The sequence below is a fragment of the Streptomyces sp. NPDC028289 genome, from assembly GCF_055565975.1.
Map to the genome: position 1 here is coordinate 153,160 of NZ_JBVHTI010000005.1, position 19,665 is coordinate 172,824.

A 19,665-nucleotide genomic window follows, 5' to 3' on the forward strand; every position below is an offset into this window, starting at 1 on the left:
CTTTTCTTCTCGGTCGCACTCGGTCACGCTCTTTCACGCTTGCTGTCGGTCCGGCGCGATTCAGCTGTGCACGTGCTTTTGTATGCCGTCAGCTTTTCCCACAGGCCGTCAGAGCACCATAAGCGGTGGCTGTGGGTACACGGACAACCTTTATATAGTGCTTGTCCGACAAAAGTTCTCTTTACCGGCATCCGTGATGCCCCCAGGTACCCCCGCTCGGTGGCACCATGTCGCGGTGACCCACGCACCACAGCATCGCATCCAGGTCGTCGCGCACCGCGGGGCCTCCGAGTACGCCCCCGAGCACACGCTGGCCGCGTACCGGAAGGCCATCGAGGACGGCGCCGACGCCCTGGAGTGCGACGTACGCCTGACCGCCGACGGCCACCTGGTGTGCGTCCACGACCGCCGGGTCAACCGTACGTCCAACGGGCGGGGGGCGGTCTCGGCGCTGGAGCTCGCGGACCTGACCGCTCTGGACTTCGGCTCGTGGCGGAAGGGGCCGGCGTGGCGCGGGCGGGACGAGGAGCCCGACTGGGAGTTCCGGCCCGAGGACCGCGCGGACACCTCCGTACTGACGCTGGAGCGGCTGCTCGAGCTGGTCGCGGACGCCGGGCGGCGGGTGGAGCTGGCGATCGAGACCAAGCACCCCACGCGGTGGGCGGGGCAGGTCGAGGAGCGGCTGCTGGTCCTGCTCAAGCGGTTCGGGCTGGACGCTCCGGCCGCCCCCGCCGAGTCGCCGGTGCGGGTCATGAGCTTCTCCGCGCGGTCGCTGGCCCGGGTGCGGGCGGCCTCGCCGACGCTGCCGACGGTCTATCTGCTGCAGTTCCTCTCGCCCCGGCTGCGCGACGGGCGGCTGCCGGCCGGGGTGGGGATCGCGGGTCCCTCGATCCGGATCGTGCGCAATCACCCGGCCTACGTCGAACGGTTGCAGCGCAACGGCCACCGGGTGCACGTCTGGACGGTGAACGAGCCGGAGGACGTGGACCTGTGCGTGGAGCTCGGCATCGACGCGATCATCACCAACCGGCCGGCGGCCGTGCTGGGCCGGCTGGGGCGCTGAGCGCGCCGGTCGATGGTGCAGCCCGGGGGACGGTGCACGGGGACCCCTCCTGACCAGGGCTCAGATAAAGAGTCACGTAAGGACACCTCGTACCTCTTGACCCGAAAGCCCGCTCACAGCATCCTCACTTCTCGGCCACACCATCGAAATTCAGCCACACGTGGCCATATCCGGGGGATATGGCGACGACCCGTCACAGGGAGTGCTCCGGCGCGTTCGGCGCGTATTCGTTCGTTGCGAATGCGTCACCGGGCATTCATTGGCCGGTTTCCGGTTCAGGCCAATGGGGCATCCACACCGTGGCGTGGGGCAAAGGAGGTCTCGGGGGTGGCGTTGGTGGTGGCACAGGAGGTGCCCACGTCGTCGAGCATGGCCGTACCCCATGGCCCTGCGGGCGTGGGGAAGGCGAGGCACCGCATGCGCGATCAGTTGCGCTCGGGCGGCCTGTCAGAAGCGGTCATCGACGATGCCGTACTGATCCTTTCCGAACTTTTGAGCAATGCCTGCAAACACGGGCGCCCCCTCGGGGACGCACTGGCCGGGGACGGCGACGTCCGGGCCGCCTGGCAGGTGGACACGCGCGGCCGGCTGATCGTCGAGGTGACGGACGGCGGCGGCCCGACCCGCCCGGCCCCGATGACCCCGTCGGTCACGGCGCACGGCGGCCGCGGGCTGAACATCATCACGGCCCTGGCCGACGACTGGGGCGTGAGGGACGATGCCCGGGGCGAGGTGACCGTCTGGGTCGTGGTCCACAAGGACGTGCTCGGTCCGGGCCCCCGGGACCGCCGCGACGCCTTCGCTACGCGCGTCATGGCGCCGCCGGTCGCGGAGATGGGTGACCTGGACTTCGCGGACGCGTTCGACGACCTGGACTGAGTCCTCGGCGGCGCCTCCGCCCGCAGGACCCATGGGCCGTACGGGCCGTGTCGGCGCCGTTGTCCACAGGTTCCCGTGGTCCAGGGCATGAACGGCTAGGCTCCCGCCCGTACGAGACGAGCCGTAACCGGGAGACACCCAGATGGCCAAGAAGCGACCCCAGACGACGGCCACGCGGCCGCAGCTCAGCGATGCCGCCCGCGCCGGAGGCGCTGATGGAGACATTCCGGTCGTCGGTGCCCGTGAGCCCTGCCCCTGCGGCAGCGGCCGCCGCTACAAGGCCTGCCACGGCCGGGCGGCGGCGCACGCGGCGACCGAGCTGGTGCACCGCCCGTTCGAGGGACTGGCCGGCGAGGGCGACTGGGTGGCGCTGCGCGAACTGGTCCCCGCCGCCACCGTCGAGCTGGCCCTGAAGGACGGTCTGCCCGAGGGCGTCCCCTCGGTCACGCTCGCCACGGTGCTGCCGATGGCCTGGCCGGCGCTGCGCCGCGACGACGGCACGGTGCTGCTCGGCCTGCAGAACGACACGGCCTCCGGCGACATCAGCCGCGACCTCGCCGACACCCTCCAGCGCGCCCTCGTCGCCGAGCCGGGCACCCCGGTTCAGGGCCGCCGCGCCCCCGCCGACAGCCCCCGGCTGCAGGACCTGCTCGACCCGAAGGGCCCGTTCGAGCCAGTTGTGCACGACGGCTTCGAGTTCTGGGTGCAGGACGCGGAGAACGCCACCCCGGACGTCACCGCCTCCCTGGAGCGGGCCAACGCGGCGGCCATCCCGACGGTGAAGCTGACCGGCGTGGACTCCGCCTACTGGTGCGAGACGCCCGAGAAGAACCATCTGCGGTGGGTCATGCCGTACCCCGAGGAGCAGCTTCTGGACGCTCTCGCGCGGCTGCACGCGGCGGGCCGGTCCAGCCTCGGCGAGGGGACCCGGCTGGTCGGTTCCTTCCGCGCCCACGGCCTCACCGTGCCGGTCTGGGACCTGCCGAGCGGGGTCGGCGCGGAGGACGTGGAGAAGCCTGCCGCCGAGTTCGCCGAGCGGCTCGCGGCCGCCCTGGCCTCGGAGGCACCGCTCACCGCGGACGAGCGGCGGGCCCGCGGCGGACTCACCAACCGACAGGTCACGCTCAGCTGACGATCAGTCGGCGAGCAGCACGGGCACAGGGTTGCGGCTGACCGGTCGGTCAGCCGCACCAGGCCCGTCGACTCGGGTGACTCCTGTCACAACATCCCTACACGGCAAGCAAATACGTGTCCGAATAGCCGAGATCGAATTTGCGAACCGCCGATCTCTTGTTACCGTCTCAGTAGCCCGGTTGCTGGTGCATCCCCCGTCGCCAGCAATCGGGCCTTTTCATGCCCGCGTCCGGTGTACGGACCGCAGCGGTTCGTCAACTCCCGTTCGAACGCAGGGAGTTGTCCGCGGAGGGGTCCCCGGGACCGGCGTCCCCCGAGTTGCTCGCGGAGCGCAGCAGCAGCGGGCCGTCGCCGCCGCGTGCCGCGAACTCCGTGACGGCCGTGTAGGCGTCCAGCGCGCCGCGGGTGTGCTCCCGGGGCGTCTCACAGGTGGCGGGCTCGTCGTCGGCCGCGGCGTCGGCGGCGCAGTGCGTCTGCACGGTGCGGCCGTGCGGGCCCAGGAGGCTCAGCACGCCCTCCAGGGCCGCTCCGGTGGCGTTGCGGTAGTAGGTCCGCGCCCAGGTGTCCGCGCCCTGGGCCATCACACAGGTCTGCGCCTCGACGCCGTCCGGCGAGGTGAGTTCGGGACCGCAGCGGGCGGCCGTGGCCAGGCCCAGGCCGAGCACCAGCGGGGACCGGACGGGCAACGGCAGCTTCTCGTCGTCGTGCCGGGCGGGGTGTGCGGCGGAGTCGCCCACCTGTCCTGCGGACGCCACGGCCAGCGGCAGCGCTACCGCGCACACCATGACGCCCGCGAGGGCGAGGAGACGCACGTTCATGTGCGGAGGGTAACCAGGCGGACGCGGCAAGCCGGGTTCGCGCGCCCGACACCCCCTACAACTCGGGTGCGCTCACACCCGTACGGGTGAGGGCGTCGACCACGGCGTCCACCACGGCCTCCACATCGGGCACCCAGGGCTTGGCCGAACCGGGCAGCGGGGCCCGCTCCCAGCGGATGGCGCCCTGGCCGGTCTCGGAGGGCGGCAGGGCGAGATAGCCGCCCTCGCCGTGGAAGCGGAGCGAGCCGGGGACGAAGTCCTTGGCGTAGAGCAGCTCGCCCAGCTGCTCCATGGAGTACGGCTTGACGAGCAGCGCCCAGCGGGTGGGCGCGGCGACCACCGGACCGAGGCGCATGCCGCGGCGGTCGAGGAGGGCGAGGGCGCGGGAGGCGGCGAGGGCCGGCAGGCTGACCGCGCAGGGTGCCTTGCCGCCGGCGGCTCCGGTGGCGAGGACGATCGGGGCCGTCGGCCGGTTCCCCCACCACCAGCGCACCATGCGCTCGTCGGTGGTGGCGGCGAGCAGGCCGGGGTCGAAGGGGTGTGCACCGGGCACCGTGCACTCGGGGTCGGGACACGCGCACCGGGCCCGTCCCTGAGGGTCGGGAGCCACGCCCGGGAGTACGGGCCACTGCCATTCCGTCGCGAAGGTCAGGGCCGCGCCGAGAAGCTCAGGTCCCTTGTCGTTCCGCCTGGACAGGAGCCTGCGTCGCCTTCCGAGGATCTCGCGCATGAGCGCTCGTTCCTTTCCGTTGCACCGCTGGCAACACCGTGGACCACATCACACCATGTGTCGATCACTTCACTGTGCGTACCTGTTGGCGCATCACACCCCTGCGCTGGGCAAGGGGAACCCCATCGGGGTCGAGCGGGGGCCGCGCCCGCGTTCACAAGAACTGCGTCGTACTGCTCGTACCGCGTACTGCTCGTACTGCGTCTCGTACTGCGTCTCGTACTGCGTCTATCAAAAGCACGGCCACGGCGTGGGGGTGGCGAAGTCTGGCGTTTTGCCGTTCCGAGTGTTTCTCTCCGCCTCCGCCACGGGAGGATGGGGCACGGTCGTCGGTGGTTAAGACGCCCGGGTCCGTCGCCAGGTTCCGGGTGGTCCCCAACCGCCCCTGGCCTTCTCCGAGTACGTACCCATCACGACCGCTGTGACGCTCCGTGGAGCAAGGCCAGTCGACCGCAGTGAGCCGTTGCCCGAGTCAGTTTTAAGCCAACTTTGCTTTTGTGCAAGCGGTCCGGGAGAACCCGTCGAGAACGCCTCAAGAGGCCCACGGACACCAGGAATCCCGGCAGGACAATGCTGGACATCCCCTCACGAGTGCGTGTACATGTGGAGACACTGCCAGCGGTGCAGAAGGACATGGGGGTTTGCGATGCTTTTGAGCAATACGCACAGGTCTGAAAGCCGGACGCGATGAACGCCCCGCACCCTCCGAAAGTGGCTGGAATCGATTCAACGGTCCCCGCTCCCGCACACACTGTCGCGCCGGTTCCCCCCGCCCCGGCCGCACCGCCCGTCCCGAAGGCCCCCGCCGCCCCGGCGCCCGGCACCGTCCTCCAGGACCGGCTGGCCGGCTGGGTCTCCGACCTCACCACCCTCCACGAACTGACCGAACGGCTCGCCCGGACCAGCGCGCTGGAGCCGGCCCTCCAGGAACTGCTGCGCGCCGGTGCCGCCCTGGTGGGCGCCCGGCGCGGTCTGGTCTCGCTGGAGCCCGCCGACGGACTGGGCCCGCACACCACGCTCGGCCTCGGCCTCGGCCGCGCGGACCTGGGCCACCTGGAGACCGTCCCGCACGGCGCGCTGCCGTACGACAGCGGTACGGCCGAGACCGTGCACGCCGACCTGTTCGCGGAGGACGGCCTCGACCCGCGCCACCGCGAGGTCGCCGCCCGCCTCGGGTACGCCGCCAGCTACGCGCTCCCCCTCGTCACCGACAGCGCCGACCGCCTCGGCGCGGTCGCCTGGCTGTACGACGAGCCGGCCCAGCCCGACGAGCGCCGGCGCCACCTCGCCGGCCTGTACGTCAGGCACGCGGCCGAGCACCTGGCCCGGCTGCTGGAGGTCGAGCGCACGCGCGCGTGCATGGCGACCATCGCCGAGGAACTGCTCCCCTCCCGGCTGCCCCGGGTGGCCGGCGTCCAGCTCGCCGCCCGGCACCGCACCGGCCCGCGCGGCGGCGGCGACTGGTACGACGCGCTGCCGCTCCCCGACGCCGCCCTGGGCCTGGCCGTCGGCTCGGTCACCGGCTCCGGGCCGAGCGCGGTCGCCGCGATGGGCCGGCTGCGCGCCTCGCTGCGGGCGTACGCCGTGATGGAGGGCGAGGACCCGGTGGCGGTCCTCTCCGACCTGGAACTGCTGCTGCGGCTGACCGAGCCGGCCCGCTCCGCCACCGCCCTGTTCGCCTACTGCGAGCCCGCGCTGCGCAAGGTCACCCTCGCCGGGGCCGGCCACAGCCCGCCGCTGCTGATCGGGGAGCACCGCACGCAGTTCGCGGAGACCTCGGTGTCCGCGCCGCTGGGCATGCTCGCCTGCTGGGAGGCGCCCAGCGTGGAGATCGAGGCGGAGGCCGGCGAGACCGTGCTCCTCTACACCGACGGACTGCTGCACCGCACCGGCGACCCCATGGACCGCGCCTTCGCGCGGCTGCACACGGCCGCCGCGAGCATCCCGCGCGCGCTGCGCCACGACCCCGGGGCGATCGCCGACCACGTCCTGCGCACGGTGCTGCCGGGCGGCCTGGACGAGGCCGACAGCGAGGAGGACGTGGTCCTGCTGGCGGCCCGCTTCGACTGATCGGTCAGTCAGGAGGAGCGCAGGAGGACGGAGGCGGAGACACCTCACACGGCTGCGGGCCCCGAGTCCCTGGGACGCCGTTCGGTACGACCGTACGATGGACGGGATCCACTGCTGTGTCGAGGAGGATAACCGTGTCCGACGAGCTCACCCCGGAAAATCCGGAGACCCCGGAGACCGAGTCGGAAGAGCCGATCAAGCAGCGCAAGAACGGCCTGTACCCGGGCGTGTCCGACGAGCTCGCCGAGAGCATGAAGTCCGGCTGGGCCGACACGGAGCTGCGCGATCTCAAGCCCATCGAGCAGGCCGGGCACACCGCCCGCCGCCGCGCCGAGCTGTCCGCCCGCTTCCCTGGCGAGCGCCTGGTGATCCCGGCCGGCAACCTGAAGACCCGCTCCAACGACACGGACTACCCCTTCCGGGCGTCCGTCGAGTACGTCTACCTCACCGGCAACCAGACCGAGGACGGCGTACTCGTCCTGGAGCCGAAGGACGACGGCCACGTGGCCACCGTCTACCTGCTGCCCCGCTCCGACCGCGAGAACGGCGAGTTCTGGCTCTCCGGACAGGGCGAGCTGTGGGTCGGCCGCCGCCACTCGCTGACCGAGTCCGAGGCGCTCTACGGCATCCCCGCCGCCGACGTGCGCGAGCTGGCCGACAAGCTGCGCGAGGCCACCGGCCCGGTGCGGGTCGTCCGCGGGTACGACGCCGGCATCCAGGCCGCGCTGACCGACAAGGTCACCGCCGAGCGGGACGAGGAGCTGCGGGTCTTCCTCTCCGAGGCGCGGCTGGTCAAGGACGAGTGGGAGGTCGGCGAGCTGCAGAAGGCCGTCGACTCCACGGTCCGCGGCTTCGAGGACGTCGTGAAGGTACTCGACAAGGCCGAGGCCACGAGCGAGCGCTACATCGAGGGCACGTTCTTCCTCCGCGCGCGCGTGGAGGGCAACGACATCGGCTACGGCTCCATCTGCGCGGCCGGCCCGCACGCCTGCACGCTGCACTGGGTCCGCAACGACGGCCCGGTGCGCTCGGGCGACCTGCTCCTCCTGGACGCCGGCGTCGAGACGCACAGCCTCTACACCGCCGACGTCACGCGGACGCTGCCCGTCAACGGCACGTACAGCGAGATCCAGAAGAAGATCTACGACGCCGTGTACGACGCCCAGGAGGCCGGCATCGCGGCGGTGCAGCCGGGTGCCAAGTACCGCGACTTCCACGATGCCGCGCAGCGGGTGCTGGCCGAGCGGCTCGTCGAGTGGGGGCTCGTGGAGGGGCCGGTGGAGCGGGTGCTGGAGCTCGGCCTGCAGCGCCGGTGGACGCTGCACGGGACGGGGCACATGCTCGGGCTCGACGTCCACGACTGTGCTGCCGCGCGGACCGAGACGTATGTGGAGGGCGTCCTGGAGGCGGGGATGGTGCTGACCGTCGAGCCGGGGCTGTACTTCCAGGCCGACGACCTCACCGTGCCTGAGGAGTACCGGGGGATCGGGGTCCGGATCGAGGACGACATCCTGGTGACGGCCGACGGGAACCGGAACCTCAGCGCGGGGCTGCCTAGGCGGTCTGACGAGGTCGAGGCGTGGATGGGTTCTCTGAAGGGCTGACGGATGTGAAATGGCCGGGTACCGAGTGGGTGCCCGGCCATTCGTCGGTCTGCGGGTTGTGGGTGGTTGCTCGCGCCCACGCGGCGGCAGCCGCGCATCGGATACAGCCCCTCGCCCCTAAAGGGGCGCTCCAGAGAGCCCATCCAGGAACAGTGCACCGGCCATCAGTCCTGCACTCCCCCTTGGACTCCAACCGCGTTCGTGCAAGTCGGCGTCCATGGCCGCCAAGGCCTCCGCGCCCGCCTCCGTCGCCGTACCGCCCGCCTCCAGTACCTTCCGCGCCCCTTCCTGGACCTGGCGCAGGCCGAACGGGCCCGCGGTGTAGAGGAGTTCGGTGTCCTGGAGGGTGGACATCACGGTCAGTAAGGCGTCCAGGCGGGCCTGGTTCTCGGTGGCGCCCGCCTTGCGGGCCGTGGCCAGCGCGTCCAGCGCCCTGCGTACGTGCGGAAATCCGGCCCTTGCCTCGCCCCGGGCGCCGGCCGCGCCGTACTTGGCGGAGATCGTCGAGCCCCGGGAGGGGCGCTTGGGGGCGCCCTTGTCGGTGAACGCGGCGATCTTCCGCGCGTTCGCGGCGGTCTCGCGGGCCTTGGCCCGGGGGTCCAGGGCGACCGCGGCGACCAGGAAGCCGAGGGCCCACAGGGCGCCCTTGTGGCCGCCGCCGGCCAGGCCGACCGAGTGCTCGGTGCACCGGCCGATCGCGCCGAGTTCCGCCCGCAGCACCGGCGTGGCTTCGCCGGTACGGCGGGCGGAGGCGGCCATGGCCGCGAGGCCGGGCGCCAGCGCCCTGGCCGACCAGCGCAGACTGTCGTGCTCCCGGCGCGTACTGCGGGCGTCCAGGTCACGCGGGTCGGGCAGGCCCGGCTTGGGGGCCAGTGCCAGCTGACCGGTGAGCGCGGTCACGGCGGCCTGCGCCAGCGCGTCGTCCTCGCGACTTGTCATGTCCCTTACCTTATGAGGAGGCGGAGGCCGAAGGGGAGGCGCTCTCGCTCGGGGCACCGCTCGGCGGGGTGCCCGTCGGCGCGTCGCTCGGGGCACCGCTCGGCGGGGTACCGCCGCCACCGCTGCCGGCGCCCGTGTTCTCCGCGTCCGGGTCGATGCCCAGCGTCAGGAAGCCCTTGTAGCCCTTCGAGGGATCCTTCTTGTGCACGGCCTTCAGGGTCAGCAGGCCGCTGGCGGCGCCACCGCCGTCGTACACCATGTCGTCGGCGAGGACGGTGTAGTCGCCGGTGTGCTTCGAGTAGGGCTCCAGCGTGAAGATCTCCTCGGCGACGTCGTCGGCGAAGAACAGCTGGCCGGTGTAGTTGACCTTGCCGCCCTCGTAGGTGCCGTCCTCCTTCTCGCCGCCCGTGTGCACCTTCACGTGGATGTGGCAGGTGCGCGGGGTGTACCAGCCCGGGAAGATCGTCTCGAACTTGACGACCCCGTTGCCGTTGGCGATCTGGTAGCCGCGCAGGTAGGTGTTGTCGTTGGCGGAGTCGCCCTCCTCGCTCTCCGCGGGGGCGGAGCCGCCGGGGTTGGCGGTGGTGTAGCCGGAGTAGTAACCCCAGGCGTCGCAGTGCCAGATCTCGACCGCCGCGCCCTTGACCGGGGTGCAGCCGTCGGTGGCGTCCACGACGGTCAGGCGCAGGGTCAGCGGAACGCCGGCCTTGCCCTCGGTGATGTCCTTGCGCACCAAGGCACCATCGAGGTAGTACGGCCCTTCCGTGACGCTGCTCATCAGCGTCATGCACTCACTGCTGGTCGAACTCGCGGAGGCGGTGGCGTCCGCGTCGGCGCTGGTGTCGGTCGTGTCGGCGAAGGCCGACTGGAAGCCGGCGACCGCGAGGCCGGCGGCCGCCACCGTGCCGCCGGAGACCGCGAGGGCACGGCGGCGGGTGATCGACGTGTTTTTGTGGTTTCCCGTCATGGCCGACGAAGCTAGGAACGCCGTTTGTCAGGGGCATGGGCGAGAGCTGGCAACGACCTGTGAACGCCCAGGAAACTGAACCCGTCGCGAAGCCGCTGGTCACAGAGCCGGGGCGCGGTCGTGCAGGATCCGCTGGAACAGCCGGCTGTCCCGCCATTCTCCATTGATGTGCAGATACTGCGGAGCATCGCCGATCGTCTCGAACCCGCATTTCTTCAGCACCCGTTGGGACGTCGTGTTCTCGATCAGAGTGGACGCCTCGATCCGGTGAAGTCCCACCACCTCCCGGGCGATCTCGCAGACCCGCTCCAGGGCGGCGGTGGCCAGACCGCGGCCCTGCTGATCACCGGCCACCCAATAGCCGACGTAGGAACTGCAGAAAGGGCCCAGGGAAATTCCGGAAAGGGTGATCGCCCCGACGATACGGCCGTCCTCGGCCGACTCCATGAGCCAGGGGGCCACGAGACCGTCGGCAGCCTGTCCCAGCAGGCCTTCGATGCGCTCGGTCTGGCCCTCGACGGTGAAGAAGGAATCGGGTCTGACCGGTTCCCAGGGTTCGAGATGGCTTCGGTTGCCGACGTATGCGGCGCACAGCGCTCTGGCATCGCCGACGGCTATGGGACGCAATATCACGCCTGGGATGAGCAGGCATTCTTTAATCTTCCTGAGAATCATGCGCGCACCCTAGCGCGGGTGTTATGCGGGTGCGAGTGTCATGCCGAAAGCAGGGAAGGATCTTTCTTCCACTTGAGGATCTTGTCGAAGCTGACCACGGTGCCGCCGCGGCCCGGCTTGTTGCCGATGTGGACGTGGTCCGCGAGTTCTCTGATGAGACAGAGGCCTCTCCCGTGCTCGGCGTCGGGACGGGCCGGCCTGATGTCCTGGGTACGGGCGAATCCCGGAGCGAGCCCCGGGCCCGAATCGGCCACTTCGATACGGCACTTCTCGCCGTCCAGGTAGGCGGTGACCCGGTACGCCTCCGAGGTACGTCCGGCCCCGCCGTGCTCGACGGCGTTCGCACAGGCCTCGCTGAGGGCGACGGAGAGGTCGTAGGAGATGTCGGGGTCGACGCCCGCCGTCTCCATCGTGCCGATCAGCAGTCGGCGGGCGAGCGGCACGCTCGCGGCCTCACGCCGCAGATGGAGTGACCACCAGATGCTCATGCTCCAGCCTCCCGGCCGCGGCTCGACATACCGATACCTATTGCCACCCGTGCGCGGGTGTAAGCACTCCGTTCATGTGAGAACGCCCATCCGGGGGATGCGCGGGTGGAGGTTTCGGTGTATGAGCGGGTGGTTCGGCACAAGAATGATCTTTCGGTTCTTTCTCTCGATCACCATCCTCGGGCGTAACGGAATCTTCTGGACCTGACGTCAAAGGGGCCCGGGCCCAGTGCGATGATGAGCGCGCCATGACTGCCCCCCACCCGCGCGCGGCGCGCACCGGAAGCGGACTGCGGCTCCTGCGGGCCGCGGTGTTCGCCGCGCTCTGCGTCGTGCTGGCGGCGGCGGGCCACACCCTGGCCTCCTGCGCGGCCGTTCCGCTGTGGACGCTCGGCGCGGGCTTCCTGGGCACCCTGGCGCTCGCCGCCCCGCTGTCCGGCCGGGCCCGCTCGCTGCCGGGGATCGTGGCCCTGCTCGCGGTGGTGCAGACCGTCCTTCACACGCTGTTCGGGCTCGGCCAGCACGGTGGCTCCGCGATGTCCGGCGGCTCGATGTCCGCGTCGTCCATGGCATCCATGTCGTCGATGTCCATGAGCGACGCCTCGCTGGTGGAGCGGGCCGCACGGCTGGTGTGCGGGGCCGGGGCGGCGCAGATCAGTCCCGCCCACGCGTACAAGATCCTCACGGACGCGCATCTCAGCACCTCCGGGGCGGCCACCGGCGCGAGCGGGGCGGCCCGTGCCGCGGACGCCACCGGGGCCTCCGGCTCGCTGCTGCCCTCCGTACCCATGCTGCTCGGGCACGTTCTCGCGGCCGTCGTGGCCGGGTGGCTGCTGCGCCGGGGCGATCTGGCGCTGCTGCGACTGATCCAGTTGTCGGCCGAGTCGGCGCACGGGGTCGCCGAGGGGGCGCTGATCCGTTCCCTGCGCGGGGCGCTCGCGCTGGCGCGCGCCCTGTGCGCCGGGCTCGTTGCCGTGCCCGAGGCACCCGCGCGTGGCCGTCGTAGCGCCTGGGACATACCGCCGGCCCCGCGCACCGTCGCACTCCAGCACTCCGTGATCCGGCGCGGGCCGCCCGCGGCCGCCGCCGTACTCGTTCTCGCCGCCTGACACGACGCGACCAGAGCACTCCCCGGGGTCTGCCCGGATCGGAGGGGCCTGCCGCCGTCGTGCGGCACGCGCGCGTGCGCTTTCCGACGGACCCTTTCCCGATGGCCCCTTTCGGCTTTCGGCTTCGGGTTTCCGGCTTTCCACGCGCCCCTCAACGACAGAACTCACTCGGAGTGGAGTGCTCCCTGCCATGAAGGCTTCCGCCATGTCCGCCGTGTCCGCCGTGTCCGCCATGAAGGCCTCTCGGGTCGCCGCCGTCGCCGCCGTCGCGGGTACGGCCGTACTGGCCATCTCCTCGCCCGCGTTCGCGCACGTCAGCGTGCAGCCCGAGGGAACCGCCGCCAAGGGCGGTTACGCGGTCATCGACTTCAAGGTCCCCAACGAGCGCGACGACGCCTCGACCACCAAGGTCGAGGTCAACTTCCCCGCCGACCACCCGATCGCGTCCGTGATGCCGCAGCCGATGGCCGGCTGGAAGATCGACGTCACCAAGTCCAAGCTGGCCAAGCCGCTGGAGATGCACGGCGAGAAGATCGACCAGGCGGTCACCAAGGTCACCTGGACCGCCGAGGACAAGGGCATCGAGCCGGGCTACTTCCAGAAGTTCCCGCTCTCCGTGGGCGCCCTGCCCGAGAACACCGACGAACTGGTCTTCAAGGCGGTCCAGACGTACTCCAACAAGGAGGTCGTCCGCTGGATCGAGGTCCAGCAGGAGGGCCAGGACGAGCCGGAGAACCCGGCCCCGGTCCTCGCGCTGTCCGCCGCCACGGACGACCACCACGGGTCCGCCACGGCCGAGGACACGGCCGAGGAGACCTCGGCCAAGACCGAGACCACCGCCTCCGACGAATCCGGCTCCGCCGGCGGCACCGACACCACCGCCCGCGTCCTCGGCGTCGTCGGCATCGTCGTCGGCGCGGCCGGGGTCGCCTACGGCGTCCTCGCCGGCCGCCGCCGGTCCACCACCGGCACCGAGGCCTGAGTTCCGCGTCCGTAACGCGCACAGGGGGCCGTGCGACGCTGTCACGGCTGTCGTACGGCTGTCGTACGGCCCCCCGGTGCGCGCCGGATCTCTCACATCTGGGACATTTTCGTATGCGCAAGAAGACGTTCGCCGCGGCCGCGCTGCTCGCCGCCGCCACCCTGACCCTCTCCGCCTGCGGCAGCGGCGACGACGCGAAGTCACCCGTCACCGTGGTCGCCGGAGACACCTCGAACAAGGCCGCGACCATCCTGGACACGCCGTTCGAAAAGCCGGACCTGGTACTCACCGACACCCAGGGCAAGAAGTACGACCTGCGCGCGGAGACCAAGGGCAGGCCGACGCTGATCTACTTCGGCTACACGCACTGCCCCGACGTCTGCCCGCTGACCATGAACAACCTCGCGGTCGCCAAGAAGGCACTGTCCAAGGCCGACCAGGCGAAGCTGCGGGTCGTGTTCGTCACCACCGACCCGGCCCGTGACACCCCGTCCGAGCTCGGCAAGTGGCTCAAGGGCATCGACCCGAGCTTCGTCGGGCTGACCGGTGACTTCGCCACCATCCAGGCCGGCGCCCGCACCCTCGGCATCTCCATCGAGCCGACCCACAAGGACAAGAAGACCGGCAAGGTCGTCTCGGTGCACGGCACCCAGGTCATCGCGTTCTCGCCGAAGACCGACGGCGGATACGTCCTCTACGGCGAGGACGCCACCGTCGACGACTACACCAAGGACCTCCCCAAGCTGATCAAGGGGGAGAACCCGTGAAGCCCATGAAGCCCGTGAACTTCATAAAGCCCGGAAGGCCCCTCGCCCTGACCGGGATAGCGGTCGCGGGGGCTCTTGCCCTCGCGGGCTGCGGCAGCTCGGGCTCCTCGGGAGCCTCAGGAGCCTCGGGGGCCGAGCTGTCCGTCGGCGCCTCCTACATGCCGCAGCCGGTCTCCGCCGACATGGCCGCCGGGTTCCTGACGATCACCAACAAGGGCGGCACGAAGGACGAGCTGACCTCCGTCACCAGCGACTCCGCCGGTGAGATCACCATGCACGAGACCAACGGCGGGGCGATGGAGGAGGTCACCTCCTTCGAGGTGCCCGCACACGGTCAACTCGTGTTCAAAAGTGGTGGCAACCATCTGATGTTCGAGAAGCTGAAGCGCCGCCCGGAACAGGGCGACACGATCACGTTGAAACTCAAGTTCGCCGAATCCGGTCCGCTCACCGTCGAGATGCCGGTGAAGTCCGCCACGTACAACCCGTCGACCGGACACTGAGGGAGGACCGACCTTGACGCGGACCATCACCCCCCGCCTGCGCACCCTGGTGCTGCTGTTCCTCGCCGTCACCGGCGCGCTGCTGGCCGGTGCCGGGCCGGCCTCGGCGCACGCCGCGCTGACCGGCAGCGACCCCTCCCAGGGGGTGGTGGTCACCAAGGCACCCGACCAGGTCTCGCTCACGTTCTCCGAGAACGTGTCGCTGAACGACAACTCGATCCGGGTCCTCGACCCCAAGGGCAAGCGGGTCGACCTGGCCAAGCCGGACAACCTGAGCGGCACGACCTACGGCGTGCAGCTCAAGAACGGACTGGGCAAGGGCACGTACACCGTCGCCTGGCAGGTCGTCTCGGCGGACAGCCACCCCGTCGCCGGCGCCTTCACCTTCTCCGTCGGCGCGCCCTCCAGGACCGTCGCCTCGGTCGGGGACCAGGAGGCGGGCGGCGGTGTCGTCGGCTGGTTCTACGGCTTCGGGCGGTACATGTCGTACGCCGGGTACATCGTGCTCGTCGGCGGCGCCGCCTTCGTCCTCGCCTGCTGGCAGCGCGGCTCCGGGGTGCGGGCCATGCAGCGCCTGGTCGTCGGCGGCTGGCTGACGCTCACCGCCGCCACGTTGTGGCTGCTGCTCCTGCGCGGCTCCTACACGACCTCCGGCAGCGTCGGCGACATCTTCGACCTGAACCTCCTCGGCCAGGTGCTGCAGACCAAGACCGGCGCGGCGCTGGTCTCCCGGTTGCTGCTGCTCGCGGCGGCCGCACTGTTCATTGCCGTCCTCTTCGGCGCCTACGACAAGCGGGAGGACGAGGAGAAGCGCGACCTGACCTTCGGGCTCGCCATCGGCGGGACCGTCGTGGCCGCCGGGCTCGCGGCGAGCTGGGCCATGGCCGAGCACGCCTCCACCGGACTCCAGCCGGGCATCGCGATGCCGGTCGACGTCATCCACCTGCTCGCCGTCGCCGCCTGGCTGGGCGGCCTCACCGCCCTGCTGGTCGCCCTCTACCGGGCGCCCGCCGACACCCCGGTCGAGTCCACCGCCGTACAGCGTTTCTCCCGCGTCGCCTTCGGGTCGGTGCTCGCGCTGGTCGCCACCGGCATCTACCAGTCCTGGCGGCAGCTCGGCTCCTGGTCGGCGTTCACCGACACGGCGTACGGCGAGCTGCTGCTGGTCAAGATCGGGCTCGTGGCGCTGCTCGTCGGCATCGCGGCCATCTCGCGACGGTGGACGGGACGGCTCGCGGATGCGGCGGTGACGGGGACGGAGACGGCCGAAGAGGCGCAGGAGGAAGCGGCGCAGGAAGCGGCGCAGGAGAAGGAGACGGTCAAGGCGTCCGCCGCCACGAAGGAGGCCTCCGTCAAGGCGGCCAAGTCCGGCACCGGTGTCTCTGCTGTCTCCGGTGTCTCCGGTGTCTCTGCTGTCTCCGGTGTCTCTGCTGTCTCCGGTGTCTCTGCTGTCTCCGGCGGCTCCGACAAGGCCGGGGCCGCCGGAGACGGCTCCGAGCGCGCCGCCCAGCTCGCCCGGCAGCAGTCCGCCATGGACACCGCCCGGCAGAAGCGTCTCCGGGACGCCGACCCGCACCGCTTCGGTCTGCGACGCTCGGTGCTGGCCGAGGCCGGGGTCGCCGTCGCCCTGCTCGCGGTCACGACCGTGCTGACGCAGACCGAGCCCGGCCGTACCGAGCAGGACGCCAAGGCCGCCACCGCGGCCGCCTCGTCCTCCTCCACGTCGAACTCGTCCTCGGGCGCGCTGACCCTCGACATGTCCTTCGACACCGGCGGCAAGGACGGCAAGGGCGTCGTCCGCGTCGACCTGGACCCCGCGGCGGTGGGCAGCAACGAGATGCACGTCTACGTCCAGCGGCCCAACGGCCGGGCCTTCGACATCCCCGAGGTGAAGGTCGCCTTCACCCTCGACGCCAAGAAACTCGGGCCGATTCCCGTGAACCCCGACCACGTCACCACCGGGCACTGGGCGGCCAACGGCGTGCAGATCCCCATCGCCGGCGACTGGAAGGTCTCCGTGACCGTGCGGACCTCCGACATCGACCAGGTGACCGTCTCCAAGAACGCGCAGATCGGCTGAACCGCACCATGCCCGAACAGTCCCAGTCCGTCACCGAGGCCCGTACCGCAGCCGCCGAGGCTCCCCCGGCCGGGGGCGTCAGCCGGCGCGCGCTGCTCAGCACCGCCGGGGCCACCGGGCTCGTACTCGGCGCGGCGGGCGCGGGCGTCGGCTACGCGGCCGCCCCCGCCCAGGCCACCCCGCTCAGCTCGGTGGGCTCCGACCGGGCGATGTTTCACGGGAAACATCAGCCGGGCATCACCGAGGGCCTCCAGGCGCGCGGCCATCTCGTCGCCTTCGACCTGGCGGCGGGCGCGGGCCGCAGCGAGGCCGCCGCGCTGCTGCGCCGCTGGTCGACGACGGCCCAGCGGCTGATGGCGGGCGAGCCGATGACGCAGGACGACACGGACGTGGCCCGGGACGCGGGTCCCTCGGCGCTGACGGTCACCTTCGGCTTCGGCAACAGCTTCTTCGCCCGTACCGGCCTGGAGAAGCAGCGCCCCTCCGCGCTGGACCCGCTGCCCGACTTCTCCTCCGACCACCTCGACAGGTCGCGCAGCAACGGCGACCTCTGGGTACAGATCGGCGCCGACGACGCCCTGGTCGCCTTCCACGCCCTGCGGGCGATCCAGAAGGACGCGGGCAGCGCGGCGAAGGTCCGCTGGCAGATGAACGGCTTCAACCGCACCCCGGGCGCCACCGCGCACCCCATGACGGCCCGCAACCTGATGGGCCAGCTGGACGGCACGCGCAACCCGAAGCCGACGGACTCGGACTTCGACCAGCGGATCTTCGTACCGGCGAGCGGTTCGAGCGACCCCGCGTGGATGGCGAACGGCTCCTACGCCGTCGTACGCCGGATCCGCATGCTCCTCGACGACTGGGAGAAGCTGTCGCTCACGGCCCAGGAGAACGTGATCGGGCGGAAGAAGTCGAACGGGGCGCCGCTGACCGGGGGCACCGAGACGACGGCGATGGACCTGGAGAAGGCCAAGGCGGACGGGGAGTACGTCGTTCCGATCAACGCCCATGCCCGAATCACCCGGCCCGACCAGAACGGGGGCGCGGCCATCCTGCGGCGCCCGTTCTCGTACCACGACGGCATCGAAGCGGACGGGACACCGGACGCGGGACTGCTCTTCGTCTGCTGGCAGGCGGATCCGCTGCGTGGGTTCGTGCCGCTTCAGCGGAAGCTGGACCGCGGGGACGCGCTGTCGCAGTACATCCGGCACGAGGCGAGCGGCCTGTTCGCGGTGCCGGGCGGTGCGGCCGCCGGGGAGTATGTGGGGCAGCGGCTGCTGGAGGGCTGATAACCGGGTGATATCCATGCGCCCTCCAAGTCATTCCGGTTACCACAGTGGTTTCTGATCACTATTGGTGCGTTTCCGCGCTTCAAACCACCCGGTCGAGTGGATCCGATGAGACGAGTGAGCCGCGCCTCTCTGCGCCCATTAGGGTGAGGGACATGCCAGCGAGCTATGCGTATCTCGGTCCCGAAGGCACCTTCACCGAAGTCGCCCTGCGCACGCTTCCGGAGGCCGCCACCCGGGAGCTCATCCCATACGTCTCCGTGCAGTCCGCGCTGGACGCCGTGCGCAACGGCGAGGCCGAGGCCGCGTTCGTGCCGATCGAGAACTCCGTCGAGGGCGGGGTCACCACGACCCTCGACGAGCTGGTCGCCGGCAAGCCGCTGATGATCTACCGCGAGGTGCTGCTGTCGATCACCTTCGCGCTACTGGTCCGCCCCGGCACCAAACTCTCCGAGATCAAGACGGTGACCGCCCATCCGGTCGCCCAGCCGCAGGTCCGCAACTGGCTGCGGGCCCACCTCCCGGAGGCCGTCTGGGAGTCCGCCGCCTCGAACGCGGACGGCGCCCGCCTGGTCCAGGAGGGCCGTTACGACGCCGCCTTCGCGGGCGAGTTCGCGGCCGAGCGGTACGGTCTGGAGGCCCTGGAGACCGGGATCCACGACGCGGAGAACGCGCAGACCCGGTTCGTCCTGGTCGGCCGCCCGGCCCGGCCCGCGGCCCCGACCGGTGCGGACAAGACCTCGGTCGTGCTCTGGCAGAACGACGACCACCCCGGCGGGCTGCGCGACCTGCTCGGCGAGTTCGCCACCCGGGGCATCAACCTCATGCTGCTGCAGTCCCGGCCAACCGGCGCCGGCATCGGCAACTACTGCTTCTGCATCGACGCCGAGGGCCACATCTCCGACCGGCGGGTGGCGGAGGCCCTGATGGGGCTGAAGCGGATCTGCCGCCAGGTGCGGTTCCTGGGCTCCTACCCGCGGGCGGACGTCAGGCCGGGCGAGACCGTGAGGCCCACGCTGCCGGGGACGTCGGACGAGGAGTTCGTGGCGGCCTCGGACTGGGTGGCGCGCTGCCAGGACGGCCGCTTCTAGCCGGTCGTACTCTCATATCTTCGTTATCCACAGGAGTTATCCACAGGTGCCCATCTCGACCTGGGGATAAGTCGACAGCCACGCATGAGTCTGTCGACAAATCGCCCTACGGGCCTTCGGTGCGGCCCCGCCCGCCCACATCACCCTTCGTCCACCCGTTTCCCATGGTTCATCTTTTGGGGCGACGCCTTTCCACTCGAAAGAGGGTGTTGTCCTGGTTTGGCGTGGGAATTCCTCTCTTCACACGTCACTCGCGGAGTGATCGATTCCGGAGTCCACACCTCTTCCACACACCCTGTGGATAACTCTCGGGAGGGGGTGGATTCCTGTGGACAACCGCACCCCCAAGTCCCGCTCTCCACAAGGGATTCCAGTCAACCGCAGGCCGCAGGCGTGCCCCGTCTCGGGGGGTGAGACACTTTTTATTGACACGCTCGGCAATTCCCCCATAACGGAACGTAAGCCGCGATTCGGAAC

The 19,665-nt window shown here is 70.7% G+C and carries 18 protein-coding genes; 12 read left to right on the forward strand and 6 right to left on the reverse strand.

What is annotated here, in order from left to right; translation table 11 throughout:
* Positions 1–235 precede the first annotated feature (235 nt).
* The 3 genes from ACZ4UV_RS25480 (at position 236) to ACZ4UV_RS25490 (ending at position 3,074) form a co-directional block, all read left to right on the forward strand.
* The gene (locus tag ACZ4UV_RS25480; RefSeq protein WP_451016949.1) at positions 236–1,063 is read left to right on the forward strand and encodes a glycerophosphodiester phosphodiesterase; all 828 of its coding nucleotides are present in this window, start codon (positions 236–238) and stop codon (positions 1,061–1,063) included.
* Positions 1,064–1,303: 240 nt separating this feature from the next.
* Positions 1,304–1,942 carry an ATP-binding protein gene (locus ACZ4UV_RS25485; RefSeq protein ID WP_451016950.1) on the forward strand — a complete coding sequence of 213 codons (639 nt, stop codon included), beginning with the start codon at positions 1,304–1,306 and terminating at the stop codon, positions 1,940–1,942.
* Positions 1,943–2,084: 142 nt separating this feature from the next.
* Positions 2,085–3,074, forward strand: a complete 990-nt coding sequence (locus ACZ4UV_RS25490) for a DUF5926 family protein (RefSeq protein WP_451016951.1) — start codon at positions 2,085–2,087, stop codon at positions 3,072–3,074.
* 256 nt (positions 3,075–3,330) lie between these two features.
* Here the strand turns inward: ACZ4UV_RS25490 and ACZ4UV_RS25495 are convergent, their stop codons facing one another.
* Positions 3,331–3,894, reverse strand: a complete 564-nt coding sequence (locus tag ACZ4UV_RS25495) for a hypothetical protein (RefSeq protein WP_451016952.1) — start codon at positions 3,892–3,894, stop codon at positions 3,331–3,333.
* Positions 3,895–3,949: 55 nt separating this feature from the next.
* Positions 3,950–4,624, reverse strand: coding sequence for a bifunctional DNA primase/polymerase (locus tag ACZ4UV_RS25500; protein WP_351494759.1), 675 nt, complete (start codon positions 4,622–4,624; stop codon positions 3,950–3,952).
* Between the two features lie 687 nt (positions 4,625–5,311).
* Here ACZ4UV_RS25500 and ACZ4UV_RS25505 point away from each other — a divergent pair.
* The gene (locus tag ACZ4UV_RS25505; protein ID WP_451016953.1) at positions 5,312–6,694 is read left to right on the forward strand and encodes a PP2C family protein-serine/threonine phosphatase; all 1,383 of its coding nucleotides are present in this window, start codon (positions 5,312–5,314) and stop codon (positions 6,692–6,694) included.
* 134 nt (positions 6,695–6,828) lie between these two features.
* The gene (locus tag ACZ4UV_RS25510) at positions 6,829–8,298 is read left to right on the forward strand and encodes an aminopeptidase P family protein (RefSeq protein ID WP_390043794.1); all 1,470 of its coding nucleotides are present in this window, start codon (positions 6,829–6,831) and stop codon (positions 8,296–8,298) included.
* 117 nt (positions 8,299–8,415) lie between these two features.
* On the opposite strand, the gene ACZ4UV_RS25515 is transcribed toward ACZ4UV_RS25510, so the two are convergent.
* The 4 genes from ACZ4UV_RS25515 to ACZ4UV_RS25530 all read right to left on the reverse strand — a co-directional run bounded on the left by ACZ4UV_RS25515 (position 8,416) and on the right by ACZ4UV_RS25530 (position 11,367).
* Positions 8,416–9,237: a triphosphoribosyl-dephospho-CoA synthase gene (locus tag ACZ4UV_RS25515; RefSeq protein WP_467840916.1), complete on the reverse strand. Its 822-nt coding sequence runs from the start codon at positions 9,235–9,237 to the stop codon at positions 8,416–8,418.
* Positions 9,238–9,247: 10 nt separating this feature from the next.
* Positions 9,248–10,204 carry an intradiol ring-cleavage dioxygenase gene (locus tag ACZ4UV_RS25520; RefSeq protein ID WP_467840918.1) on the reverse strand — a complete coding sequence of 319 codons (957 nt, stop codon included), beginning with the start codon at positions 10,202–10,204 and terminating at the stop codon, positions 9,248–9,250.
* 99 nt (positions 10,205–10,303) lie between these two features.
* Positions 10,304–10,879: a GNAT family N-acetyltransferase gene (locus tag ACZ4UV_RS25525; RefSeq protein ID WP_351494749.1), complete on the reverse strand. Its 576-nt coding sequence runs from the start codon at positions 10,877–10,879 to the stop codon at positions 10,304–10,306.
* Between the two features lie 38 nt (positions 10,880–10,917).
* Entirely contained in the window at positions 10,918–11,367 is a 450-nt protein-coding gene (locus ACZ4UV_RS25530) for an ATP-binding protein (RefSeq protein ID WP_451016956.1), read from the reverse strand.
* Positions 11,368–11,615: 248 nt separating this feature from the next.
* Between ACZ4UV_RS25530 and ACZ4UV_RS25535 the strand changes: the two genes are divergently transcribed.
* From ACZ4UV_RS25535 to pheA, 7 genes are all read left to right on the forward strand, one after another.
* Positions 11,616–12,476: a hypothetical protein gene (locus ACZ4UV_RS25535; RefSeq protein WP_451016957.1), complete on the forward strand. Its 861-nt coding sequence runs from the start codon at positions 11,616–11,618 to the stop codon at positions 12,474–12,476.
* A gap of 232 nt (positions 12,477–12,708) precedes the next feature.
* The gene (locus ACZ4UV_RS25540) at positions 12,709–13,458 is read left to right on the forward strand and encodes a YcnI family copper-binding membrane protein (RefSeq protein ID WP_451016962.1); all 750 of its coding nucleotides are present in this window, start codon (positions 12,709–12,711) and stop codon (positions 13,456–13,458) included.
* A gap of 113 nt (positions 13,459–13,571) precedes the next feature.
* Entirely contained in the window at positions 13,572–14,225 is a 654-nt protein-coding gene (locus ACZ4UV_RS25545) for an SCO family protein (protein ID WP_294008679.1), read from the forward strand.
* A 5-nt stretch (positions 14,226–14,230) separates the two neighbouring features.
* Complete coding sequence (locus ACZ4UV_RS25550) at positions 14,231–14,728, forward strand: copper chaperone PCu(A)C (RefSeq protein WP_467841794.1); 498 nt, start codon at positions 14,231–14,233, stop codon at positions 14,726–14,728.
* Positions 14,729–14,741: 13 nt separating this feature from the next.
* Entirely contained in the window at positions 14,742–16,808 is a 2,067-nt protein-coding gene (locus tag ACZ4UV_RS25555; RefSeq protein WP_467840924.1) for a copper resistance CopC/CopD family protein, read from the forward strand.
* An 8-nt stretch (positions 16,809–16,816) separates the two neighbouring features.
* A complete protein-coding gene (efeB, locus tag ACZ4UV_RS25560; protein ID WP_390043808.1) occupies positions 16,817–18,097 on the forward strand; it encodes an iron uptake transporter deferrochelatase/peroxidase subunit in 1,281 nt (426 codons plus the stop codon).
* Positions 18,098–18,252: 155 nt separating this feature from the next.
* Positions 18,253–19,188, forward strand: coding sequence for a prephenate dehydratase (gene pheA / locus ACZ4UV_RS25565; protein WP_351494739.1), 936 nt, complete (start codon positions 18,253–18,255; stop codon positions 19,186–19,188).
* Positions 19,189–19,665 lie beyond the last annotated feature (477 nt).

What these genes read in the sequence shown, in the direction of transcription:
- ACZ4UV_RS25525 (WP_351494749.1), bottom strand. Translation starts at nt 10,879, where the DNA reads ATGATTCTCAGGAAGATTAAAGAATGCCTGCTCATCCCAGGCGTGATA.
- ACZ4UV_RS25535 (WP_451016957.1), top strand. Translation starts at nt 11,616, where the DNA reads ATGACTGCCCCCCACCCGCGCGCGGCGCGCACCGGAAGCGGACTGCGG.
- ACZ4UV_RS25545 (WP_294008679.1), top strand. Translation starts at nt 13,572, where the DNA reads ATGCGCAAGAAGACGTTCGCCGCGGCCGCGCTGCTCGCCGCCGCCACC.
- ACZ4UV_RS25550 (WP_467841794.1), top strand. Translation starts at nt 14,231, where the DNA reads ATGAAGCCCGTGAACTTCATAAAGCCCGGAAGGCCCCTCGCCCTGACC.
- ACZ4UV_RS25540 (WP_451016962.1), top strand. Translation starts at nt 12,709, where the DNA reads ATGAAGGCCTCTCGGGTCGCCGCCGTCGCCGCCGTCGCGGGTACGGCC.
- ACZ4UV_RS25485 (WP_451016950.1), top strand. Translation starts at nt 1,304, where the DNA reads ATGCGTCACCGGGCATTCATTGGCCGGTTTCCGGTTCAGGCCAATGGG.
- pheA (WP_351494739.1), top strand. Translation starts at nt 18,253, where the DNA reads ATGCCAGCGAGCTATGCGTATCTCGGTCCCGAAGGCACCTTCACCGAA.
- ACZ4UV_RS25495 (WP_451016952.1), bottom strand. Translation starts at nt 3,894, where the DNA reads ATGAACGTGCGTCTCCTCGCCCTCGCGGGCGTCATGGTGTGCGCGGTA.
- ACZ4UV_RS25515 (WP_467840916.1), bottom strand. Translation starts at nt 9,237, where the DNA reads ATGACAAGTCGCGAGGACGACGCGCTGGCGCAGGCCGCCGTGACCGCG.
- efeB (WP_390043808.1), top strand. Translation starts at nt 16,817, where the DNA reads ATGCCCGAACAGTCCCAGTCCGTCACCGAGGCCCGTACCGCAGCCGCC.
- ACZ4UV_RS25520 (WP_467840918.1), bottom strand. Translation starts at nt 10,204, where the DNA reads ATGACGGGAAACCACAAAAACACGTCGATCACCCGCCGCCGTGCCCTC.
- ACZ4UV_RS25490 (WP_451016951.1), top strand. Translation starts at nt 2,085, where the DNA reads ATGGCCAAGAAGCGACCCCAGACGACGGCCACGCGGCCGCAGCTCAGC.
- ACZ4UV_RS25500 (WP_351494759.1), bottom strand. Translation starts at nt 4,624, where the DNA reads ATGCGCGAGATCCTCGGAAGGCGACGCAGGCTCCTGTCCAGGCGGAAC.
- ACZ4UV_RS25530 (WP_451016956.1), bottom strand. Translation starts at nt 11,367, where the DNA reads ATGAGCATCTGGTGGTCACTCCATCTGCGGCGTGAGGCCGCGAGCGTG.
- ACZ4UV_RS25505 (WP_451016953.1), top strand. Translation starts at nt 5,312, where the DNA reads ATGAACGCCCCGCACCCTCCGAAAGTGGCTGGAATCGATTCAACGGTC.